Genomic DNA, 24,328 nt, shown 5'->3' with positions numbered 1-24,328 from the left:
AATGGCCGATTCGGAAATGTGCCCCGGGACCGGCCGCGTGGCCGGACCCGGGGTGTTGGTTGGTTTAGCTGTCAGTGTTGCCGGAAGCGATGATCTGGTTGATCAGTTGGTTCAGGTCGTCACTGTTCGTTATCTCGACTGGCGAATGGTCAATCGTGGCGCTGTCGTTGATGACGCCGGAGAGCGTGACGGACATGGTGTCAGTGGTTTCGATGTCGCTGAACAGCATGGTCAGGTCACTGCCGTCTCCGCTTGCGGTGAACGTGACGGACGAGCCCGTGAGGTCTCCCAGTTGGAAGTGGTCCCCGAGGTTGAAGTCCGTTTCGTTCATTTGGAAGCCGGTTATGGTCATGGAGCCGGCGTCGCCCAGGTGGGCGTGATCGATGACGATGGTGTCCGCCCCGGCGCTGACGTCCACGGTGGAACCATCCACCGGGAAGATGATGTCATCGCCCGTTGTGGTGTCGATCAGGGACGTTCCGTCGTAATGGACCTCCGCAGTGTCGTGCAGCGAGAACTCCAGGGATGCCGAGGACGTCCCGGAACCATCGGATATGGTGTATTCGAAGGTGTCGGTGACGCTGTGATCGATATCCTGGCCCTCGTACGGCCTATAGTCGTACTCGCCGGTCTCGGCGTCGATCTCCAGGTGTCCGTACTGCCCGTCGATGCTGATCACCCCGTTGTCCAGGGTCCCGTAGACGGTGTTGCCGTCCGCATCAAGGGTGGTCACATGGGTGACGTCCGCATCCTGCCCGGCAATGAGGTGGTCGTTGTCGAACACGTTGCCGTCGATGGTGCCGTCGTTGTCGGTGTCGCCGGAACCGAGATCGATGGTTTGCGAGGAGCCCGTGATCTTGATTTGCTGGATGGCAAAGTCGTCGTCACTGCCCGGAGCCGAAACCGTTACGTAATCGATGTTGGCTGTACCGTTACCCAGGGTGATTGAGTGATCATCGTCCAATGTCCCTTGGTATACGTCAACATCCTGGGTCGTGCCATTAGTGTAATGAATGGTGATTCCGGCATAGTCGTTGTCGTCGAAGCTCGCGTAATCATTGTTGGGTGTGTCGTGGCCCCAGGCGAACTTGATCGTCATCTGTTCCGCGTCGGTCGCGCTGTCGACATCGATCTTGATTGAGTCGCGGTTGTTGATGGACAGGAGGTCATTAGAACCATCCTTGACGCCCAAGTCTCCATTGATTGCAACGAGGTATCCGCTCTCGGTCGAGATGGTGACTCCGTTGCCTACGAACTCCTGAGGGGAGTCGTAGTTGTTGAGGTTGCCGAAGTGCGCAGTTGTCTGTGGTGTCAAGTCCTCCGAGACGATGCCGATCTCGTGGTAGCCGTCATGGACGGCCACGAGTTCGTCCACATTCAGCGTGGTGAAGGTGACCTGACCTTCAGCCGTCGAGCCATCGCCGTCCTGGACCGTGTAGGTGAAGACGACCGAGTAGTCGCTGTCCACGGTGCCGGCGGTGTAGGTGTACTCGCCGCTGCCGTCGATTACCAGCTTGGCGCCGTGCTCGAGCTCAATGGTGTGCTCGGTAGTCGCGTCGGTGAAGTCGACGGTGTAGGTGGTGCCGCCGATGACGTACGAGAGGGAGACAAGGTCGTGCGCGCCTGCGTCGTCGGCACCGAGCAGGTAGCCCGTCTCGGTGTTCTGCAGCGTGTTGCCGACCGTGTTTTCGCTCACGGTGCCGACCAGGGTATCCGTCAGCTCCTTCAGGTTGGTGACGGTGAATATCTGGTCGTCACCGTCCGGGGTGTGTGCAACGGACAGCAAGTCCGCGTCAGACGGTGCGTTGCTGCCAATGCCGATGGCGTAGGCTGTGTTGAAGTGATCGTTGACGTACTCTTCCCATGCCGCCTGTTCAGCGGAATTCAACTTGGGGTCGTCGTACGACTCGTACTGCGGCTCACCGTCCGAGATGAAGTAAGCCACGGAATTGGCGGAAATGACATCACTGTTCGCATCAACGTATTCCGTCCAGGCCGACTTCGCTTCGGCAATACCCTGGTCGTACCTGGTCCATATGGCCGTACTGATATCATTATCGAGGTAGCTGTCCAGGGCTGCTTGAGTATTGAAGATGTCGGAGTGTGCGACGTTTTGATTGAACGTGACGATCTGGATGTTGAAGCCGCCGTTTTCGTCGTAGGCATGCGCCAGGTCCTTGATGGATTGGATAGCCAAATCCAGACGGCTCGCAGAATTGCCCTCAACGCCGCCCCAGTTGGTCATGCTTTGGGAAGTGTCCAGTATGATCTGGATGTTGGTCACGGAGCTTGTGGCGGTGCCTTCCTCGATGGCCACTTCGAAGTCCGTGGCGGCGGGGCTGTCGTCCGCGACGCTGATGGTCGTGCCGTCCGAGGCGAGGGAGTTCTGGCCGCTGTCCCTGAGGTCGAAGTTGAGGTCGAACTCGAGATTGCCGTCGTTGGTGTTGGCGACATCGCTGTTCAGCTCCAGGGTGTAACCGATCTCGCCGGTAGTGGAGTCGTAGTTCCCCATGGTCAGCGTGGCGTCGTTGTCGCCGTCGCCGTCGAGGTCCAGTTCCACGGTGTGCCCACCAATGGTGTTCAGGCCACCCAGGGACACGGGGGTGCCACTGCCCAGGGTGACGGTGACCTCGTGGATGTTGTCCACGTCGCCGTCCACGGTGAGGGTGCCGGTGGTCGATGCCGAAGCGCCTGCCGGATCGCCGGAGCCGTCCGAGAGCGCCGACTCGTAGACGATGTGCGAGCCTTCGTCCACGGTCAGGGTGGGCGCGTCCTCCGCTATCACGGTGATGGTGGAGGTCGCAACGTTGGAGGCAGCGCCGTGCTCGTCGAACACCTGGATGTCGAACTGGTGGACGGCGTCCACGGTGTCATCCTCGCCCGTATCGCCGAAGGTGATGGAGTGCAGGGCCGCCTGGAACTCCTCCAGGCTGGCGTTGCCGCCGCTGTAGGTAATGGTCACGGTGTGGGTGCCATCCGGGTTATTGGTTTCGCCCGAGACGGAGAACCCGAGGGCCAGCAGGGCTTCGAAGTTCAAGCCGCCGTCTTGGGTGAGCGAATCCTCGCCGTGTTCGTAGGTGATGGTCGCCTTGGAGATCATGGCGCCGTTGTCCACGTCGTCGATGTCCACATTCCCGGTGATGGAGATGGGAGCCTCGTTTTCGGTGTAGGTGTCGGCGTAGTCCAGACCGCTGCTGGCGCCGTCCACGCTCAGGGCGGGATCGTCGAAGTCGTCGTCATCGCCCGAGGTGTTGAGCTGGTCGTCCGCACCCGAGATCCAGGTGTAGCTGTTGGTGCTGCTGTCATAGGTGACCCGGAAGGACGGTTCCTCGCCGGCCGGATTGAATCCGGCGTAGTCGAACTGGATGTCCACGGGTTCGCCGTCAACGGTCAGGGCCCAGGAGCCGTCTGCATTCTGCTCGAAGCCGAGTTCCGCGTTTTCAGCGTAGCCCTTGCCGTCCGAGATGATGAAGAAGCCCCAGTTGGCCTCGGTGTCTGTCACAGCTTCCGGCGTCGTGTAGAGGGGATCGGTGTTGGAGTAGTTGCCGTCGTTGATCCAGATGATCTCGGGTTCGGTGGGAACGCCGTTGACCACGTGGTAGACGCCGATGACGTTTTCGTAAGTCGCATCGACATTGCCTAAGTGCACCTGGCCACCGCCGCCTGCCAGATCCAGGGTCGGGGCGTCGTTCACCGGGTTGACGGTGATGTTCAGGTCTGCGGTGTCCGTCAGGGAGCCGTCGGAGACGGTGTAGGTGACGGTGGGGACGTTGCCGTTGAAGTTGTCGGCCGGATCGAAGGTATACGTTCCGTCCGAGTTGATGGTCAGGGTGCCCACTTCCGTACCGTCATGGTACAGCGTGGCCGTGCTGCCTGCGTTGTAGGTGGTATTGTCGCCATCGACCTTGAAGGAGGTCACCGACAGTTCATCGCCGTCGACGTCGCTGTCGTTGCTGAGCAGGTTCCAATCCGCATGCGAATCGGCGGAGACCGTCAGCAGCGAGTCCTCATCCGTGGTGGCGGTGTCGTCAACGGCCACGGGCGCGTCGTTCACCGGTTGGATCTCGATGCTGACCGTCGCCACGTTGGACTCGGCCGTGCCATCGGAGGCGGTGTACGTGAAGGTGGCCGTGCCGTTGAAGTCGGCATCGGGGTGGAAGACCAACTGCGTGTGCCCGGCGTCATACCACTCGACCGTGCCGCCGGTGGCGGAGAGGATCTGTTCGATGTGCAGGGCGTCGCCGTCCGGGTCCGTGTCGTTGCCCAGGATGTCGGAGGCGTTGAGAATAATGTCGCCGCCGTCTTCCTGGTATGGGTAGGTGGTTGTCGTTTCCACTGTCTCGGCATGCACTGAATCGAGGACGAAGTCGGCCAGATGATAGCCTTCATTAAACGACGCGGTGACATCGATGGAATCGATTACATTGACACCGTCGGGGGCCGTGACCGTGAAGGTGTACGGATGGGCAGTCTGGTAACTGGCGTTTGGATCATATGCGACCTTGATCGTCCAACCGTCCGGGAAGTCATATTCGACGTTCCCGACCAATCCTGTCACTGAGCCGCCGTTGGCAGTTTCAATGGAGTACGAGTACGAATATTGGCCTCCTCCGGTGGGTGTGGCGACCGAGGTCAGCGTAGCCAAGACCGTGTCGCCGTCCTTCACCACGAACTGGGGAGTGTCGTCGGCATCGTACCAATTGAGGTTCACTGTTGCCGTGTGCTGCGGCAGGTCAAAGGAGATGGTCAGAGTTTCATCATCGTTTCCGTCGATCTGGGCCGCCTCCGTGGAGCCGGACGCGTCGCTGCCGCTACGGATGCCGATACCGTCATCCGGGTCGGAGCCATTGACGAGAGTCGGGTTGGAGCCGTCGGAAGAGGCCGTGAGGGTCACGCCGTTGGCGGACCAGCCATTTCCGTCGTTGAAGGCGCTGTGATCGACGTAGAGGCTCGTGGCTTCCGTGGTTACGGTATATTCAGTGAAGAGATCGTTGTTGGCCACCGGCGCGTCGTTGGTGCCGGTGATGTTGATGGTCAGGGTGGCGGTGTCCGTGCCGCCGTGGCCGTCGGCCACGGTGTAGGTGAAGACGTCCTCGCCCTTATGGTTCTCGCTGTTCGGGTCTCCGCTCAGTGCGTTGGTCTTGTCCGGATCTTCCTCATAAGTGTAGGAACCGTCCGAGTGGATGGTCAGCGTGCCGTACAGGCCTTCAATAATCGCGGTGGTGGCGTTGGTGCCGTCGTCGGTCGCCGACAGGGCGATGTCGTTGGTGGGCGTTTCTTCATGGCCGTTGGCGATGTGCGTCACCTGCAGGAGCGCGGTGTCGCCGTTGTCCGGGTCGGAGTCTATGCCGTAGCCGCTGTCGTCGGTGATGACGTTGCCGGCCACTTCCGAGCCCACCTGGGTCGCGGTCGTGCCGCTGACGCTGTAGAGCAGGAAGTCGCTGTTGCTGTACTGGTCGCCCTGCGTGTTGTTGTCGGTGGGCATGACCACCACGGAGCCGATGGGCGAATCGTAATCGGAGGCATTCAGGGTGACCGTGTAGTAGCCGTTGCTGGTGCCCGAGGCGGCCACGCTGCCGAGGAAGTTGCCGGCGGCGTCGTAGATTCCCAGCCGGGCCGTTTCTTGTTCGCCCCCGTTGTCAAAGAAGGCGGACAGGGTGATGGTCACGGAATCCATGGGCTCATCAAAGAAGATCCGCATGGCTTCCGTGCCCGAGTTGTCCTGATCCACGGTGTCGGTTTCATTGCCGTTGATGCCGCCGGTCACACCCAGGCCGGGCGCGACGGAGGAGGCATCGGTCAGGGTGCCGCCGCCCGAGAAGGAGACGGTCTCACCGGTGAGAGTGGCCGTTCCGGCCGTGACCGTGAAGTGGTCGCCGTCCCATTGGTTGCCGTTATTGATGAAGTGCGAGGTCGTATCGCCCTCGACTTCCAGAAGGGTCTCGAAGCTCGTCTGTCCGGATGCTTCGGTCAAGGAGTTGGTGTTGTCGGTGGCGTGGGGCGCGTCGTTGGACTGCTGCACATGCACCGTGACCGTATCCGAGGCCGTGCCGTCCGTGCTGAAAACGGAGTGCGAGCCGTTGTTGTCGTTGACCGTGACCGTGAAAGTGCGGTCCGAGGTGTCCGGGTTGTCGTTCGCATTGTCGACGCCGAAGGTGAGGGTCTCCAGGGCCGCCTCGAACTTATCCATGGTGATGTGATCCGACCAGCCGTTATCTACGCCGGTCAGGGTGACGGTGTCCCCGTCCACGACGATCTTGATGTAGTCGCCGTATCCGCAATCGTAGCGGTAGACGTTGGGAGAAACCTCGGTGGCGGAACTGCTCAGATAGTCGCCGGGGTGCCAGCCGCCGGAGGCTTCAACGGTGATGGTCAACTGGCTGGCGTCGGTATCGACGTCGTCAAGGTCCACATTGTTTATGAAGTGGACCGCGTCGCCGCCTATGGCGTAGCCGTTCGCATCAATGCCTTCTTCGACAAAGGTCGCTTCGGGGCCGACGATCTCCAGCGTGGGCGCGTCGTTGGTGCCGATCAGCTTGATGCTCAGCGTGGCCTCGTCCCATGTCGCATTGTTGAAGGGATTCCCGTCGTGGAAGGTGCCTGCGCTGCCGTCGGCGACCGTGTAGGAGAAGGACTCGACGGCCGTTTCGCCTTCACCCAGGGCATCGATCTTGTTTTGGTCGGCTTCATACAGGAAGGAGCCGTCGGGACGCAGGTACAGGGTACCGTATTCGCCCTGGATGATGAAGACGCCGTCATAGGGATTGGGATCGGCGCCGGCCTCATGGCCTTCCGTGGTGCATTCGCCGTTGATGACCCGCAAATCGTGCAGGTCGTTCGCATTGTTGTCCCACGGGCCCCAGTTGTCGGCGTCCGGGTCGGTGTCGTTGGCGATGACATTGCCATGGATTGCGTTCAGCGAATGCCAAACGCCGGTGTGCTCGAACCAATTTTGGGTATTGGCGTGGCCGTTAAATCTATCTTCGATCACGAGATAAGAGTCGTCGTTGGCTTCCACCTGATCGTTGGAAGCCACAACGTGCACGGTGACCGTGGTGGGCTGGGAGGAGCCGGTGTCGGTGGTGTAGGTGTCGTCGCCGTCCGTGTAGACGGTGCCGGGACCTTCGTTGTCGGAGACCTCAATGGTGAAGGTCCGGTCGGAGGTGATCGGCGTGTTGTCCCAATCAACGATGTCGTAGGTGATGGACTGCAGGGCCGTCTCGAAATCGGCGAAGTTGATGTGGTCTGTGCCGTCGCCGTTCTCGACCCCGGTCAGGGTCGCGGAGCCGGTGAGGTTATTCACGACGATCTGAATATAGTCGCCACCTCCGCAGTCGTACCGGTACACGGTGACGAAGGGATTCTGGCCGTATTCGCCTTGATCGGGCGCCACGCTGATATTCTCGCCGGACACGCCCAGAATGTCGCCCATGAACCAGGTCTGGCCCGCGGACATCGTGACGGTCAGTTCCGAGGCCGGGGTATCCACATCGAAGATGTCGATATCCTTGCCCGCCAGGATGTGTACCGCGCCGGTGCCCACGCCGTAAGCGCCGTCCTCGACGAAATGCGCGCTCCGCCCTTGGATCTCCAGGGTGGGCGCGTCGTTGGTGCCGTTGATGGTGATGCTCAGAGTGGTGGCGTTGCTGTACTGCCCGTCGTCCACGGTGTTGGTCGCGGTGTATTGGAACGTCTCGGTCAGGGTTTCGTCGGCGTTCAAGCCGTTGACTTCCGGATTGTCGTTGTTCAAGGCGTAGGAGTAGGTGCCGTCCGCGTGGATGGTCAGCGTGCCGTACTGGCCTTCAATGATCACGCTGTCGTTTGTCGCATCGCCGTCGCCGTCGGCATTGTAGACTTCCTCGACCTGGGTGGCCACGAAGACGTCCCCGGACATATAGCCCGCTGCGATGGTATCCACATAGACCTCGGTCGTCGTCTCGGTACCGGCCAGATCACCCTCGTTGCCGAGCGCGAAGTTGTCCACGTCCGTGTCGTTTTGCAGGACGTTGCCGGTCGCGGACAGGACCGCTTCCACGTCGGGGCCGGACAGGATGCCGTTTTCCACCAGAGAAGCGGTGTCGGCCACGGCGGTGGGCGCGTCATTGGAGCCGGTGACGGTGACGGTCAGAGTTGCGGAAGCCGTTCCGCCCGCGCCGTCGGAGATGGTGTAGTCAAAGACGTCGTTGACCGAGTCCTCAACATTCAGGGGGTCGGTGGCGTCGGTGTTTTCCACGTAGACGTAGGAGCCGTCCGCATTGAGATACAGGGTGCCGAACTCGCCTGTCAGGACGAAGTCGTAGGCATCGCCTTCGTAGCTGCCGCCGCCTGCGGCCGGGGCGCCGCCATAGGATACGGAGACAACGGTCAAGGGATCGCCGTCAATGTCCGAGTCCGCGCCTGCGAACTGATCGGATGCGTTGCCGGTGATGACGTTGCCGCTGACCATCGCGGCGGTCTGGGCGATGGTGCCGGTGACGCCGTCGATAAGGAAGTCGCTGTTGGTCCACTGGTTGCCCGTTGTGCCGTTGTCCAGGGGCATGAGCAGCACTTCGGCGATGTCTGTGTCGAAGTCCAGGGTGATGTAGGCGCGGCCGCTGTCGGTGCCGTTGACGGTCACGGTGCCGATTACGTTGTGGTCGCTGTCGTAGGCCACGAGCAGGGCCAGTTCGTCAACGGTGCCGTCCTTGCCTGATTCGGCGCTGTACAGGGCAGACAGGGAGATGGTCACGGAATCCATGGGATCGTCGAAGGAGACCAGCACGGCCTCGCTTCCCGAGTTGCTCTGATCCACGGTGTCGATTTCGGAGTCGTTGATGCCGCCGGTGATGCCCAGCCCGTCGCCCTCGTTGGAGGAGTCGGTCAGGTCGCCGTCGCCGTTCGCCTGAACGGTCGGGGCGCGATTTTCCTGGCCACCCTCTCCGGCGGGGATGTCGGTAGGGGGAGCGGAGCTCAGGAAGGTGATGTTGCCCTCTTGATCAATGCTGGCCGTTCCCGCCTTGACCGTGAAGTCCGGGATCGTGTCGCCGTCCTGGTCGCCGGGAGAGGTCCACGTGTCGCCTTCCATATGTTCACTGTCGAGCGGGCCGCCGATGTGGGTGCCCGCCGATTCGATCAGGGAATTGACGTCGTCAACGGCGTTCGGGTCATTGTTCCCCACGTTTACCTCATCCAGGGGAGCGATGGCCTCGCCGCCAAAGGCGTCGCCCTGGCCGCCCAGTGCGTCCACACCGGCGAAAAGGGTGCCCGCGTCGTCGTTGTAGGCGCCCGCGCCGGAACTGCCGGTGGCGTTGCCTGCTGCGGTTTCCAGGTCTTCAGCCGTGGCTTCCTGGTCCGCGAAGGCGAAGAGGTAGACGTCTCCGGCAACCACCTCGCCGTTGGTCATTTCGAAGGGGGGCAGGTCGCCGGCGTCCGCAAGGGCCTGGTAGCCTTCGAGGACCACCGTGCCGCCGCCTTCGATGGCGATTTCAAGGTTGCCGTTGTTTCCGGTGAAGGTGGCTTCGGAAAGATCGAAGTCGAAATGTACCGGGGTCTCAGCCGAAAGTGGGTAGGCCTGCGTCTTCCCTGCTCCGGGAAGAGAAATGTGCAGTTGCTTGGGGTCAGCCATAATGTCCTCCTAAAGTGTATATGCGCAATAAAAAAACAGACGATCTGGTTACTATATTGTATACACAGATGGAGAAAATGCGTCAATTGATGAACCTTTCAATAAACAAGTAGGTTAGGCTGTGGAGGAAGTGGGGGATGTGCGGTGAATCGTCCGGCTGGCGAGGCTTGATTAATATACTGATTAAAGACGATTATTTGAGAATTTTAAAGTTATCAACAGTATTATGTTAAAAAAAAGATCGACTCGACGAAGTTTTCCCCGGAGATTTGTACAATGTTTCGATATGCAACTCTGCAATTTTGTTAAGTTAAAAATCCGGATACTTTTTTTGCACTTTTTGAGGCCTGTTGAAGAGACGGCTGGGCGGGCATGAATTATTCCTTAAGAGACATGATGCAATCTCTATATTAATTTAACACGATAAAACAGTATGTTATCTTGTGGGGGCCGCGCCGGGCCAAGAAATTGGGCGGTTTTCGGGCCGGGGGCTTTCCGGGAAAAGTCAGCAAAAAGGGGCCGCATCTTTTCGGATGCGGCCCCTTTCGGGCGTTGGAGGGAAGTCTGGCTAGCTTGTGTGACTGCCGGAATGGATCAGGTGGTTGATCAGGTCGTCGGTGGAGTGGTCCGCGTCGATGCGGAAGTCGTGCATGGGCATGTCCGGGTGGGAGACCCCCAGTAGCTTGACGACGATGTCGCCGTCCGCATGGTCGTTCTGACCGATGGTGACCGAAGTCAGGTCGTGCTCGGCGTCCACGATCACGTCCTTGACGGACAGGGTGTCGGGAAATTGCAGATGGTCGCTGCCCACGGTGAAATCGGTGACCACGATCTCGCTTTGGCCATTGCCCAGAACCGATGGATCGATGAACAGGTCGCCGTCCGTATGGACCGGGTGCCCGTCCACGCAGAGATCGTGCCCAGGCATGTACACAAGCAAGGCGTCGTCCGGCAGGTCCGCGCCGAGGGCCGCGTGCGCGGCGGTGTCCAGGGCGTAGGAGCCGTCCGCCAGCCGCGAGATGGAGAACGTCCCTTCGTGCCCGCCGGGATGAAAGCCCGCATTGTCGAACAGGACATGATGCATGGTGTCGTTGTTGGCCAGCACCCAGTCTCCGGCATCCCGGATGAAATGGAAGTCCGCGCCGAGGTCCACGGCTTCCCGGTCCACGTCGGGGAGGACAAAGAACCGGACTTCGGGGTCGTTCGCAAACATGCCCACCAACTGGCCGAGCATGGAGGTATCCCGACAGTCGGACAGGACGATTTCCGGTTGCGCCGGAACATCGTCCTCCAGGGTATAGGTGCCGAGCATGGTGGTTTCGTTCATGGCTGGAGCATTGTTGGGAATGATCTGTTTGTCGAGGAGGAATGGCTGTTCGAAATATTTCCCGCCCGGCCGTTCGACCGGGCGGGGAATTGATTGTTGCCTAGGACGTGTGCATTCCGGAGTTGATGATGTGCTGGATCATCTGGTTCAGGTCGTCATTGGGTGCCGAATCCGGGGTGATGACCATGTGCTCCGTGCCTGCTGCATGGGTATCGCCCAATACGTTTTGCAGGGTTATGGTGAGGTCCTGGTTTCCGTGCACATCGGCGATATGCACGGAGAGGTCGTTGCTGCCTGCGCTGGAGCTGATGTCCACGGTCTTGCCGACCAAGTCGCCCAGATTAGTCTGGTTGTCGTTGAAGCTCAGGATCAGCTTGTCGCCCTCGGAAGCGTTGAAGTCGGTGACTGTCATGGAGGCGGAATCATTGTCACCGGCCAGGTAGGTCGGATCGATGTGGATGGTGTCCGCGCCTTCGCCCAGGGTGACGGTGTCGTGTCCGGCGCTGACCAGGATGTGGTCGTTGCCAGAACCGGCATTGATGACGTCGTCACCCGCTCCGCCGTCCAGGGTGTCGTTGCCGGAGCCCCCGACCAGCAGGTCGTTGCCGGAGCCGCCGTGCAGGGTATCGTCGCCCGAACCGCCGGACAGGAAGTCGTGGCCAGCTCCGCCGTTCAGCACGTCGTTTCCGGAATCGCCGAAGAGCAGGTCATGGCCGCTGTTGCCGTTCAGATGGTCGTCGCCCGCCCCGCCATGCAGGACGTCGTTGCCGGCCCTGCCGTAGATGTCGTCATTGCCTCCCCTGCCATCGATGTAGTCGTTGTCGTGTGATCCATACATGGCATCGCCAGACTCCGAGCCACCCATGGGCCAGTCGATAACGTCGGCTATGGGCACGTACAGGGTTGCGGTGTCCTCCCCGCCGTGTCCGTCGCTCACGGTGTAGGTAAACTGATCCACGAGGGGCGCGCCGTGGTCGGCCACGGTCGCGTCGTAGTCCACGCCCCAGTCGTCGTGCTTGAACTGGGAGGAGTCCACGGAATAGTGGTAGGCCCCGCCGTCATCAAGGTAGAGGGTGCCGTATTCGCCTCGGATGGCGTAATCGTAGTGGGCGCCCCCCACCCAGCCCCCGGAAGATGCGGCATCGCCGTCGTGGCTGACTCCGGTAACCTGCAGAGCGTTCCCTTGGGCGTGGCTGTCCGCGCCCTCGTAGTCGTGGCTGGCGTCGTCCGTGATGACGTTGCCCTCTGCGGAGTAGTTCCCCCGACTATTATTGACTACATCGCTGATATCGTCTGCGGCCGAGACCGGATTGGGCGCGGTTATGTCCAGGTTCACGATCAGGGTCGTGGCTCCGCTGGGGGTGGTCCCATCGGTGGCCGTATAGGTGAAGGTGTCGTGGTAAGTGCCCGCATCCAGGCCGGAGTCGGCCTTGTAGAGATACTGGCCCGATTCATTGTAGTACAGGACGCCGTGTTCGCCGTCGACGTAGTGGGTGTACTCCACGCCATCGATGGTTTGAGTGGCCATGTCGTGGCCGTTGGCGAAATTGTCCACATGGAGGGTGTCCCCGTCCGCATCGGTGTCGTTGCGGGTCACGTCGCCGGTCAGCGTGAGGTTCAGGCTGGACGTCGGCGTGCTCGAAACATCGTCCAAAAGGATCTTGTATGTACCACCTCCGATGTTGTCATCGGCGGGTGTCAATATCACTTGGCCTATGGAAACGGTATCCGTCAAAGCCGTGATGGTTATGTGTCCGTCGTGATCCCGACTGATTGCGTAATCCGTGCCAAGGGTGAGTGCGACATCGGGATCGGAGGCGCTCATGACCTGGACGTCCGCCGTAAAGGCGTCGTCGCCGTACCACTCGTCAGCGTCCACGGTCAGAACCACTTCGGATTGCCCTTCCGTGAAGTTGATGAGCATACGTTCGGCATAGCCGTTGCTTTCAAGGTAGCCAGAGTCGTCTCTGGGACCGTTCTGTTCACCGTGTCCGCCGTAGGGATGCGTAGTAATATCCCCGGCCTGCCAGTCGCCGTAACCTGGGTGATATTGAGCGACCAGGGCATAGTCCGAAGACCCTTGCGTGAGTTCGGCCGAGCCGTAGGCGGTATCCGGGTTGGCCATGGGCGCGCTGTTGTCGTCCACGCCGTTGATGGTCACCTCGATCTGGTGCTCGGTGCCGTCGGCCGACCGGACCGTGAAGGTCTCGGTCAGGCTCTGGCCGTCGTCGAGGTGCTGCACCGTGTCGGAATCGTTGTCGATGGTGTAGGTCCACTTGCCGCTGCCGTCTATGGTCAGGTTCCCGTGGTGGTTGTCGTTGTCCACGACCGTCAGAGCCGTGTCCGAATCCACATCGGTGACGGCCAGCTGGCCGGTGGCGGTCAGTACGTGGACGCCGTCGTCGGTGGTGACGTTCGTGTCCTCGGTCACGCTGCCCGCGTCCTCGCCGGAGAATTGGGCGGGGGCGTTGGCACCGGTGATGTTGATGGTCAGGGTGGCGGTGTTGCTCTCGGCGCCCGAGGTGTCCTCCACCGAGTAGTTGAAGGTTTCGGTGCCCGTGGCGCCGTCGGCCAGGCTGCCGTCTTCCACGTAGACATAGTCGCCGGTCTGTGCGTTGTAATACAGTGTGCCGTGGTCGCCGCCGAGCATATGGTCGTAGTCCGCGTCGCCGACATGATAGTCTCCGGCGGTGCCGTCGGCTCCGTCGTGGGTGAAGCTGGCGATATGCAGCGCGTCGCCCTCGGGGTCGGAATCCTTGCCGTGCGCGGCGTCGTTGTCGGTGATGACGTTGCCGGTCAGAGGCGTGGCGTCCGCCAGGGTCGTGCCGCTGACGTTCTGGATCAGGAAGTCGCTGTTGTCGCCGCCGCTCGCACCGTTGTCGCCCGGCAGGACCACGACCGAGCCGATGTCCGCGCTGTTGTAATCACTGGCGTTCAGGGTGATCGATTGCCTGCCGTCGATGGAGCCGTACACGGTCTCGGTCCCGAGATAGTTGCCCTGGCTGTCGTAGATATTCACCACGGCCATTTCCTGGTTGCCGTGGTCGTACACGGTGCCGTCGAACAGGGCGGCCAGCTTGATGGTCACGGAATCCATGGGGTCCTTGAAGTCGATATTGACCGCTTCCTGGCTCGAATTTGCCGAGCCGGGGCCGATTTCGCCCGAGATGCCCACTCCGGAGTAGTCGTAGTGCTCGCCGCCGTGGTTGAAGCTGATGTTCTTGGCTGCCAGGTTGCCGGATTCGCTGAACGTCAGGTCCTCGCCGCTTCCATGGGCCTTGCCTGCATGGATGGAGAACTCTTCGCCGCTCCAGCTGCTTCCCTGGCTCGAAACATGCTCCACGGAAGTGTCGAAGTGCGTTCCGCCGTTTTCGGCCATGGCTTCGACGTTGTCCGCTGCCGTGGGCGCGTCGTTGGCCGCGACCACGTGGAGCGTGGTTTCGGCCACGTTGCTCGCCGCGTTGTGGTCGTCCCATACCTGGACCGTGATGGTCCGGTCGCTGGTGTCAGGAGTGTCCGAATCATTGTTGTACAGGATATGGCCGATGGCGTCCTCGTAGGCCTCCGGCGATGCGCTGCCGGACAGCGTGACGGTGATAGCGGAGCCGTTATCGGTGATGGTCGCCGAGATGGTTTCGTCACCCACGGTGAAGGTAAACGTGCCGTTCGCGTGGCCGTCCAGGCTGAGGCTGTCAGAGCCGTCGATCTTGTCCATTTTGATGACGACCTGGTTGAGCGTGTCGGAGTCCACGTCGGAGATGTTTACCTCACCCGCGATGTGTACCGGGCCGCCGTCCTCGACAAAGGTGTTCAGGTAGCCGGTGCCGTTGTCATCCTGCTGCAGGATCGGGTCGTCGAAGTCATCGTCATCCACACGGTTGGCCTGGTCGTCCATGGCGATCTGCCAGGAGCCGTCGGCGTCCTGGGATATCCTGAAGGTGTTTTCGAACGCGCCGCCGTTCATCGCCTCGTTGTCGAAGCGGATGGGGTAGGTGGCGTCGTCGCCTTCGAAGGATATCTTGTATCCATGGGTGCTGTCGCCGGTGATGGTGTAGTTGCTCGTGTCGGTGATGGCGGCCCCCGTGACGGGGATCAGGAAGTAGTGTGGGGCCGCGCCATCCTCGTAGGTGGTGAGCACCTCGCCCGGGTGGTGGCCGCCGTTGACGTTGTCGATGAGGAATTCCTGGATCACGGGGTTGCCGTTGCCGTCTACCGTGTACAGGCCGACGATATTGTTGAAGGCGGCTTCCTCGGTCACAAAGGTGACCGTGCCGGTGCCCGCATCCAGGTCGATGGTGGGCGCGTCGTTGGTGCCGGTGATGTCGATGGTCAACTCTGCGGTGTCGGTCCCGCCGTGTCCGTCGGACACGGTGTAGGTGAAGACATCGTGGCCGGTCTCTTTGTCAGCCAGCTTGTCGGTGAGGCTGGTGTCTTCGGAGTAGGTGTAGGAACCGTCCTCGTGGATGGTCAGGGTGCCGTAATCGCCCTTGATGGTTGCGGATGTGCTGTCGTCGCCGTCCGCCAGGGCGGTCCCGCCGGCGGGCGCGCCGTCCGCTGTCTCGCTGCCGTGGACGATGTGCGTCACGTGCAGGGTGTCCCCGGTGTCCGGATCGTGGTCGATCGGCGTGCCGTCGCTCGGGTCGTGGGCGCCGTGCTCGCCGGAGTCGATGATCACGTTGCCGTCCACGCTGCCCCCCACCTGATGGGCGGTGGTGCCGCTGACGCTGTCGATCTGGAAGTCGCTGTTGTTGGCGGAGTTGCCCGCCCCGTCGTCCATGGGCATGAGCACCACCGAACCGATGGTGGAGCCCAGCTTGTCGGCGTCCAGGGTGACCGAGACGTCGCCGGACTTGCTGCCGTGCGCCTCGACCATGCCGATCAGGTTGCCGTTGGCGTCGTACACGGCCAGCATGGCCTTTTCGGTGTAGTAGGTCCCGTTGGAGCCGTCCTTGTGTGATGCGGCGTTGTACAACGAGGAGAGGTGGATGGTGACCGTGTCCATGGGGTTGTCGAAGTCGATGGAAACGGCTTCGGAACCGCTGTTGTTGCCGTTGTTCGTGTCGATCTCGGAATGGTCGCCGCTGCCGGACTTGATCGTCAGGTGGTCGCCGCCGTATCCGGCGCTCAGGTCGCCGCCCTGCTCGAAGGCAAGGGCGTGCGTGGCGCCGTCGAGGCTGGCGGTGCCCGCCGTGACCGTGAAGTCGTCGCCCGACCACTGCCCGTTTTCCAGGTGGTCGTCAGCGCTCAGGGTGACGTTGAATTCATGGCTGCCCGAGGCTTCGGTGATGGACGCGGAGTTGGAGTAGGCAACCGGGGCGTCGTTCACCGGGGTGATATGGATGTTCAGGTCGGCCTGGGAGGTGGCCCCGTCGTCGTCGGCCACGGTGTAGGTGACCTTGGGCACGTCCCCGTTGTAGTCCGCTTCCGGAGTGAAGGTGTAATTGCCCAGCTTGTCCATGGTCAGGGTGCCCACGCCGTCGATGGTCGCGGTCTTGCCCGCGGCGTAGTCGTGGCCGTCGACGGTGAACTTGGTCACGGTCAGCCAGTCGTGGTCCGGGTCGGTGTCCTGTCCCACATAAGAGATGGTGCCGTCACCATTGACGACTTCCTGCCCCTGTATGACGTTGCCGGTGGCGTTGTGGTCTTCGTCGATGGTCACATCGTCGTTGACCGCCAGGGGGGCATCGTTCACCGGGGTGACGTTGACGTACACCGTGGCGGTGTCGGTCCCGCCGTGCCCGTCGGAAACGGTATAAGTGAAATGGTCGTCGCCGTTGTAGTTGGCCTCGGGCTTGTAGGTGATCGTGCCGTCGGCGTTCACGCTAACGCTGCCGTGTTCGGGGTCGGTGGTCCCGGAGATGGTCAGAGTGTCGCCGTCCGGGTCGCTGTCGTTGCCCAGGACACTGATGATGATGTCGGTGTCTTCGGGCGTGACAATGGCGCCGTCGGTATTCTCGTTGCCCACCGTGCCCGAAATGGAGGCCACGTAGAAGCCGTCCTCGGTGCCGCCAGCCGGTTCCACCACCACATAAGTGAAGGTGGAGCCGTCCTCGGTTCCCAGGGGGATGGTCGGGTCGGTCTCGCCGCCAACTTCATAGGTGCGGACCACGTTGCCGTCGGCGTCGAGCAGGGTGATGATCGCATTGTCGTCGTTGTAGTGGTCGTTGGCGTGATTGAAGTCCCCCAGGGTGATGCTTGCGCTGTGCTGGGGATCGTCGAACTTGAAGGTGATCTTCTCGCTGCCCTTGCCGCCCTGGGTGGTGTCCACGGCCGGGTTGTCACCGGGGCCGGTCTTGATGCCGAGGCCGTGTTCCGCGTTGATCGTCGGAGTATCTGTGGTTCCGGCATTGACGATGGTAATGCCGTCAGCGTTGAACTGGTTGCCCACGTTCAGGGTCACGGTCATGTCGTCGAGGTGCTCGACGCCGTCGTCAACGGCCAGGGGCGCGTCGTTGGACGGCTGGACATGCACGGTTATCTCGGTGCTGGCCGTGCCGGTCGTGCTGGAGTACTCGTCGCCGGTCGCGGTGTCGCTGGGGTCGTAGACGGTATGGGAGCCTTCGTTGTCGCTGACCACCACGGAGAAGGTCCGGTCTGCGCCCTCCGGGGTGTCGTCATTGGGGTCGACGCCGAAGGTGATGGTCTTCAGGGCGTTCGCAAAATCGTCATAGGTCAGGGAATCCGTGCTCCCCTCGTGACCGGCCAGCGTCACGGTCCCCGTGTGGTTATTCACGATGATGTCGATTACGTCGCCGGCCGCGTTCTGGTAGGAGTAGATGGTCGTAGCGGAGTTGCTGTCATAGTCGCCCATAGACACGGAAGGCCCGCTGGTGTCGACGCCCAGGACGTCGCCCTGGACCCAGGAATCGCCTGCGGAGAGGGTTACGGAGAGTTCACTGGCCGGGGTGTCGACGTCGAAGATGTCCACGGTCTGATCCGCAGTCAGGATATGCACCGCGCCGGAACCGATTGGGTTGCCGCTGCCGTCGATGCCGTCCTCGATGAAGGTCACCACGTTTGTGGGCTGGGAGATGGCCAGCGTGGGCGCGTCGTTGCTGCCGTGGATGGTGATGTTCAGATGGGAGGTATTGCTCTCTGCGCCGTCCCCGTACGAGTTGGTCGCGGTGTAGTCGAAGGATTCGACCACTGAATCCCCAGCGTTCAGGGACTGCACTTCGGGATTGGTGTTGTCCAGCTGGTAGGAGTACTCGCCGTTTTCGTAAATGGTCAGCGTGCCGTAATGGCCGGTGATCTGGATGGAGTCCGTCACATCGCCGTCGTTGTTGTAGACTGTCGCCGGGGTGGAGTCCGTCTCGTGATAGTCGCCGTGGACGTCGGTGTATCCGGCGGTCGAGGCGGTGGAGACGAAGACCTCGGCGGTCGTGCCGGTCTCCGGGTGGCCGTCGGCGGCATTGCCGAAATCGACGTTGTCCACGTCGGTGTCGTTGAGCAGGACGTTGCCGGTTACCGCGGCGGCCACCGTGACCGAATTACCGTCCAGGAAGGTCAGGCCCTGCTCCATGATATTGGCCGAGTCGACCTCGGCCACCGGGGCGTCGTTGGCGCCGTTCACCGTGAAGGTGATGGTGGCGTAGCTCACCGCGCCGGAATCGTCCATGATGGCGTAGGTGAACGTCTCGGTGCCCGGATGGTCGTAGTTGAGGGCCTCCAGGGCTTCGCTTTCGTTGTTCAGGATATAAGAGTAGGAGCCGTCCGCATTGACGTGCAAGGTGCCGAACTCGCCGGTCACGGTGAAGCCGTTGGCGTCATGGGAGGCGGCGTTTGCAAAGCCCTCGGGCGTGGCGCTGTCGATCAGTTCGTGATCGTAATCATAGGCGTGGGTCTCGTTCGAGTAGGCGCCGATGACGAAGACGCTGCCGTCGGTGACGGAGTCGCCTGAATCCGGGTCGAAGTCGGCGTCGCCCTGACTGATGGTCTCCCCCTCGCCGTTGGTGACCGTACCCAGCAGCACGTTGCCGAAAGCGTTGACGGAAGCGGTGTAGTCGTGGCCCGTCACCACGTCTTCGCCCGGCCGGGCGAGATCGTAGCCGGCGGAATCGCCTTGCTCGACGGCCTGGATGTTGGTGTCGGGCAGAGCCACCGGCATGTCGTTGGTGCCGACGACGTTGATGGTCAGCGTGGCGGTGTTGCTCGCGGCCCCTTCGTCGTCGGTGATGGTATAGTGAAAGGTCTCGGTGGCGACGTCGCCCTCATTGAGCGAATCGGCCCATTCCTGATTCAAGGTATATGTATAGCTGCCGTCGGCATTGATGGTCAGGATGCCGTATTGGCCGTAAATCTGGGTGCCGTCCGTCACGGCGGTCTCGGCCGGGACGTCCACGGTGCCGCCGTGAGGAGTGCCGATGTAGTCGATGGAGGCTATCCGCAGCGCCTCGTTGGGGCCGTCGTCGGAGTCGTTGGCGATGACGTTGCCGGTGATGGTCGTATCGACCTGATCGGGGTTGGGATTGTAGATGAGCAGGCCGCCGCCCGTGTTCAGGGGCAGGTAGGTGACGTGGTCGGGATCGATCTCGCCTTCGCCCCAACCCGTGAGATAGTGGGCGGGATTGCCGTCATAATCCTCGCCCTCGACGAACGCGATGGTCTTGCCGGGGATCAGGTCGCCGTCGCCTTCTTCCGTCGTCGAGTTGAAATCATCGACGGCCCGCGGGGACTGGTTGTCCAGCGTGGGGCTGCCGAGCGTGGCGAAGGTGTGGGTGCCGTAAGCGTCGCCCTGGCCGTCCAGGGCATCGACACCGCCCAGAAGCGTGCCCGGGTCGTCATTGTACTGGCCCGCTCCGGAACTGCCGTTGGCGTTGCCCGCAGCGGTCTCGACGTCGCCGTTCTGGTTCACGCCGTCGAAGGCGAAGAGATAGACGTCGCCCGCCACTTGCTCCCCGTTGATCATCTCGAACAGCGGCAGGCTGTGGGTGTCGGCGAGCGCCTGGTAATTTTCCAGGATAACGGTTCCGCCGCCTTCAACGGTGATTTCAAGGTCGCCGTGCGTGCCCGTGAATACGGCGTTGGCCAGATCGAAGTCGAATTTGACGGGGGTGCCTGGCTCCAGGTGGTAGGTTTGCGTCTTACCGGTCCCGGGAAGCGAAATTTCAAGCTGATATATCGTGTCGTTGGCCATGTTGAACTCCTGTGTGAGTAGGGGGCGGTTTCGAATAGACAATTCGTCTTATTGAATAGGGATATGACTGTTTTTAGTCAATTGTAAAAATATATGTAAAAACAAGATATTAGCATGTGGATAAGTCCGCGCGGAGTGTCTCGACCGTCCGTGCTGACAGGGTTATCTGTGCCCACTATTTTAGGAGATTATGCGCTAAGATTTTTAATTTTCAACAGGCTCTAGTTGATAATAATAGATACCAAAGATTGTTTTCCACATATTCTGTGAGCTCTATTTAACATTTAGTACGCTGAATTATTTGGTATAAAGTCTGAAGATAAAAATTATTACTATTTTTGACTTGGGTATCTGAATTTTTCGGACTTGTTTGGTTTTGCAAAAAAGGCTGTAAAACGGAAAAAGTATATTCGGGCTAGAATACTTTGGTGACGGGAACGTGTGTCGGGGTGGCTGTGCAGTTGGAAACATCCCGTGGAGAAAGGGCGTTTTGTGGATTCACCTCTTCTATAGTAATGGATGGGGAAAGAGGACGATTCGGGAATTGCTGCCCTTCCCCGTCTCCCTTTCCTCCTTATGACGAAAGGCCGGGTCTCCCAGCAATCGACCCGCCGACCGTTTCCACTCCGCAACACCTTGGGAATACATGATTCCTACCTTTGTGGTACCGTCGCACGGAAAAGTGCCTGCTTCCGCTTCCCCGGAAACCTGCTATAGTGCGGGGAACAGTTGAAATGGAGGAAGGCTATGTTGAATTTTACGGTGGATGCGAACAAGTGTACCCGCTGCGGGGAGTGCGCCCGGGATTGTTTTTGGGGTGTCATCGAGATGGACGGCCTGCCCGTGGTTCGGCCTGAGAATGAAGCCCGCTGTATCGAGTGTCAGCATTGTCTGGCCGTCTGCAAGCCCGGCGCCCTGAGCGTCTTTGGCAAGATCCCGGAGGACAGCCTGCCGCTGAAGGGGATGTTCCCCGAGCCTGAGAAATTGGAGACGCTGCTCATGGGGCGCCGCTCCACGCGACGCTACAAGAAGGAAGGCGTTGATCCGGCCCTGATCCGCCATCTGCTCGAAGTCGTCTCCAACGCGCCCACGGCTGTGAACTGTCGCCAGACCATCCTGACGGTAGTGGACGATCCGGCCATGATGGACCGGCTGCGTGTCGAGCTGACCGCCGAGGCCCTGAAGCTGCTGCACGAAGGCCGCTTTCCGGCGGGCTGGGAACGAATGGAGGACTATGTGCGCGGCTGTGAGGACGGCTCGGACGTGTTGTTCCGCAACGCCCCCCACCTATTGGTGGCTTCGGCTCCCTTGGACGCGCTCTCGCCCATGGCCGATTGCCACATCGCCATGAGCTATTTCGAACTTCTGGCCAACAGCCATGGTTTGGGTACGGTTTGGAACGGCATCGCCAAGGCCATGCTCACGGCCATCCTCCCGCAGTTCGCCGTTCGGCTCGGCATCCCGGCGGATCAGCAGATCGTCTGCGCGATGTCTTTTGGCCTGCCCGCAGTCAGATACTACCGCACGGTCCAGCGCCAGGGCGGTACCATCCGCCGCGCCGAATTCCAACCATCGCGATAGAATGCCCCGACCCGGTGAAATTCGAGCACATTTCCTGTTGACAACACCGCCCCCCTTGGGACAAGTTGTCCTTCCCAACGGCGTGGGGCTGTAGCTCAGTTGGGAGAGCGCTTGAATGGCATTCAAGAGGTCGTGGGTTCGATTCCCTCCAGCTCCACCATCAGAAAGTTAAGGGTTTCAAGTAAATACTTGGAACCCTTTTTTCGTGCCTGATGGCGGATTTCAGGAATATGTCCGTTATGTGTCCGCCGCTTCCGACGTACTACTTTCGGTGCCAGTCGCGGCATACCGATGTGCCAGACGGTCCTGAGGACCGTCTTCCAGCACGCCTTCAAGGTGGCTGTACCGGTCCGTCATACGCAGGGTCTTGTGGCCGATCATTACGCTGGTTTCCTTGAGCGTGCAGCCTGCCTTCAGCATATTCGTGCAATAGGTGTGGCGGTGATCGTGGAAGTGAAGGTCATCGAAATCGTGGTCGATGCACAGTCCCTTCCAGGCCGTCTTGAGCGACTTGAATGGCGTTCCGTCCATGTTGCCGACCACGAAGTCCCCCTTGGCCCTCACGGCGCGTTTTTCCCGGTACCGCGTCAGGTGCTCCAACCGAGCCGCGAGAGCTTCATGGGTACGGGGCATGATCCTGTGGGTTCGGGTCACCCCGTTTTTGGTTCGGTGGAACGTGATGTGGTTTTCCGCAAGATCCACATCGGCCCACTTGAGACTGAGGACTTCTTGTGTGCTGCATCCGTGCTCAACCGCAAGCAAGATCGCCAAGGGAAGGTAATGCTTCGCCCTGCGCTGACGGGCCGCCGCCAGCAGCTTCTCGATTTCGAAAGGCTTCTGGGCGTTTTTTCGCTCACTGGCTTTTTCAGACAGGTTAGGGATGTCTCGCGCAATGTCCTTTTCGACCAGGCCGTGCTTCGCGGCCATGGCGAACACCTGCTTGATTACGAACAAGCGCCGATTTGCCAGCACGTTGCAATTTTTGCCTTCTTCGCCCTTGGCCACCAGCTTCGCCTTGGTCTTTTCGGCGATGCCGATGCGGTAGTCCCGAATGGTGTCTTCGTCGAGATCATGGAGCAGGGTGTGCGCCCATTCATTTAAGATGGGGGCCAGCAGGTAGCCGTACCCGGCATGGCTCGCCTGGGATATCTTTCCTTCCCCCAGCTTCCGGTCCCATTCGGCTTGGCACAGCAGGGCAGCCTGTCCAAAGGTGGGCAGAGCTTGCTGCTTGGGCTGCCGGGTTTCCTTGGTCGGCAATCTGCCGCTATCAATCAGGGTGCGTACCCGGTTGACTTCTTCCTGAGCCAGGTCTTTCCGTCTGTACGTCTTGTGGTATTCCTTTTTGCCCGTATTCGGGTCTTTGTAGTGGATGACGTACGCTTTCCCTTTTTTCAGCGAACGGGTCGCGATGGTGACAGTAGCCATATGCTATTCCCCCTTCGGACTGTTCGCCGCCAAGCTTCTTCGGTTGTCAATGAACGCCAGCAGGTCCTTTTTCAGGACAAGCTTGCGGGATCCTACCGCGAGATGGGGCAACGCGCCAGCGGTGATTAAGCGGGAGACGGTTGCCCGGTGGACACGCAGGACGCCTGCGACTTCCTTGATGGTGAAAAGGTTCAATGAATCCGACATGTTTTTTTTTACCCCGTAGGGCTGGAACGTAAAGCCTCCTACCGCTTATGCGTACCCGTTTTCAGCTCCCTTTCGGTTTGAGGGTTTGAAATTTATGAACTCAGCCAACCCTCAAGTCTGACACCCTCAGGATAAGAAAAGTCAAACTGCAAACAGGGGGTCGGAAGAAAAAAATGAAACCCCGCCGGAAATGGCGGGGCTTCTTCTAACGGGAACTACCCAGATAGGCATTCGATACGTCCCGGCGACCGGGTGAATGCCCTGCCGCAACTTCCATGCTGTCGCGCGCTTCGTTGTCGAGCCTGGGCCAGTCGTCCCCGGCCGTTACTTGGGCTGCTTCGTGGAATGCCTGAATGCTCTCGTGTCGGTTCGGCGGTTCGAAACCAGTGTGGTTCAGATACATCTGGTGGAACCGTTCGTGTCGAAGGCCGTGCAGGGTACCCCCGGCATCCTTGCCAGTCAGGCCGTGTTTTCTGGCCGCATAGTCCAGGCGGTGCAGCCATTCGTCGCCCATATGCTCGGGCATGAGGTTGTTGATGCCCTTCCGGTCGGAAGGCGACACGTATTCTTCGGCTCGCTCAAGAGCCGCTTCCTGCTGTGGGGACAGGTCATATAGTGTCCGGGGCCTGCCGCCTTTGGTGCCATACCGCACGAGGAGGCTATGGCTTTCCCGGTTCCAATCGTTGGGCAAGTCCAGCTTGGCCGATTCTTCCCGACGCAGCCCGAGCTCATACATCAGTTCGATCTGCGCCGCCGCCCGACCCGCCTGCGGATACGACGTGTCGTTCCGCATGCGGGTCAGGGTGTCTTGGAAGACTTCCGGGCTCACTGCACGGGATGTCGCATTGGCGATGGACCCGCGTCTGACCCCGAAGGCCGCGTTGCTGTTGCTGATGTGGTCGTTCCCGTAGGCACGGCAGATATGGCGCGCGGCACTGAAGACTTCGGCAATCCTGCCGTCGCCCACGCCGTCCGCACGCATGGCATCTGCCACCCGCTGGAAATGCTTGTTGGTCACCTTGGTCCACTTCTGGGCTCCCAGGTTCGC

7 protein-coding genes and 1 tRNA gene are annotated in these 24,328 nt (G+C 60.6%); 2 read left to right on the top strand and 6 right to left on the bottom strand.

Going from position 1 to position 24,328, the window contains the following annotated elements; all coding sequences use genetic code 11:
• Nucleotides 1-64: 64 nt before the first annotated feature.
• The 3 genes from J0909_RS17500 to J0909_RS17490 all read right to left on the bottom strand — a co-directional run bounded on the left by J0909_RS17500 (nucleotide 65) and on the right by J0909_RS17490 (nucleotide 20,067).
• The gene (locus tag J0909_RS17500; RefSeq protein WP_207264900.1) at nucleotides 65-9,604 is read right to left on the bottom strand and encodes a cadherin-like domain-containing protein; all 9,540 of its coding nucleotides are present in this window, start codon (nucleotides 9,602-9,604) and stop codon (nucleotides 65-67) included.
• A 568-nt stretch (nucleotides 9,605-10,172) separates the two neighbouring features.
• On the bottom strand, nucleotides 10,173-10,931 hold the full coding sequence (locus tag J0909_RS17495) for a hypothetical protein (RefSeq protein WP_207264898.1): 759 nt from the start codon (nucleotides 10,929-10,931) through the stop codon (nucleotides 10,173-10,175).
• A gap of 100 nt (nucleotides 10,932-11,031) precedes the next feature.
• On the bottom strand, nucleotides 11,032-20,067 hold the full coding sequence (locus J0909_RS17490) for a cadherin-like domain-containing protein (RefSeq protein ID WP_207264896.1): 9,036 nt from the start codon (nucleotides 20,065-20,067) through the stop codon (nucleotides 11,032-11,034).
• A gap of 747 nt (nucleotides 20,068-20,814) precedes the next feature.
• Here J0909_RS17490 and J0909_RS17485 point away from each other — a divergent pair.
• Together J0909_RS17485 and J0909_RS17480 are read left to right on the top strand one after the other, a co-directional pair.
• Nucleotides 20,815-21,648 carry a nitroreductase family protein gene (locus J0909_RS17485; protein WP_207264895.1) on the top strand — a complete coding sequence of 278 codons (834 nt, stop codon included), beginning with the start codon at nucleotides 20,815-20,817 and terminating at the stop codon, nucleotides 21,646-21,648.
• An 84-nt stretch (nucleotides 21,649-21,732) separates the two neighbouring features.
• A tRNA-Ala gene (locus J0909_RS17480) sits at nucleotides 21,733-21,808 on the top strand.
• A gap of 77 nt (nucleotides 21,809-21,885) precedes the next feature.
• Here J0909_RS17480 and J0909_RS17475 read toward each other — a convergent pair.
• The 3 genes from J0909_RS17475 to J0909_RS17465 form a co-directional block, all read right to left on the bottom strand.
• Nucleotides 21,886-23,073, bottom strand: coding sequence for an integrase (locus J0909_RS17475; protein WP_207264894.1), 1,188 nt, complete (start codon nucleotides 23,071-23,073; stop codon nucleotides 21,886-21,888).
• Between the two features lie 3 nt (nucleotides 23,074-23,076).
• Nucleotides 23,077-23,280, bottom strand: a complete 204-nt coding sequence (locus J0909_RS18605) for a helix-turn-helix domain-containing protein (RefSeq protein WP_207264893.1) — start codon at nucleotides 23,278-23,280, stop codon at nucleotides 23,077-23,079.
• Between the two features lie 205 nt (nucleotides 23,281-23,485).
• Nucleotides 23,486-24,328 (bottom strand): integrase domain-containing protein (locus tag J0909_RS17465; RefSeq protein ID WP_207264892.1); only part of this gene is annotated, 843 nt, incomplete at its 5' end.

The sequence above is a fragment of the Desulfovibrio sp. Huiquan2017 genome (assembly GCF_017351175.1).
Taxonomy (GTDB): Bacteria; Desulfobacterota; Desulfovibrionia; order Desulfovibrionales; family Desulfovibrionaceae; genus Pseudodesulfovibrio.
The sequence above is the reverse complement of the archived record's forward strand: the minus strand, read 5'-3'. Positions and strand labels throughout refer to the sequence as shown.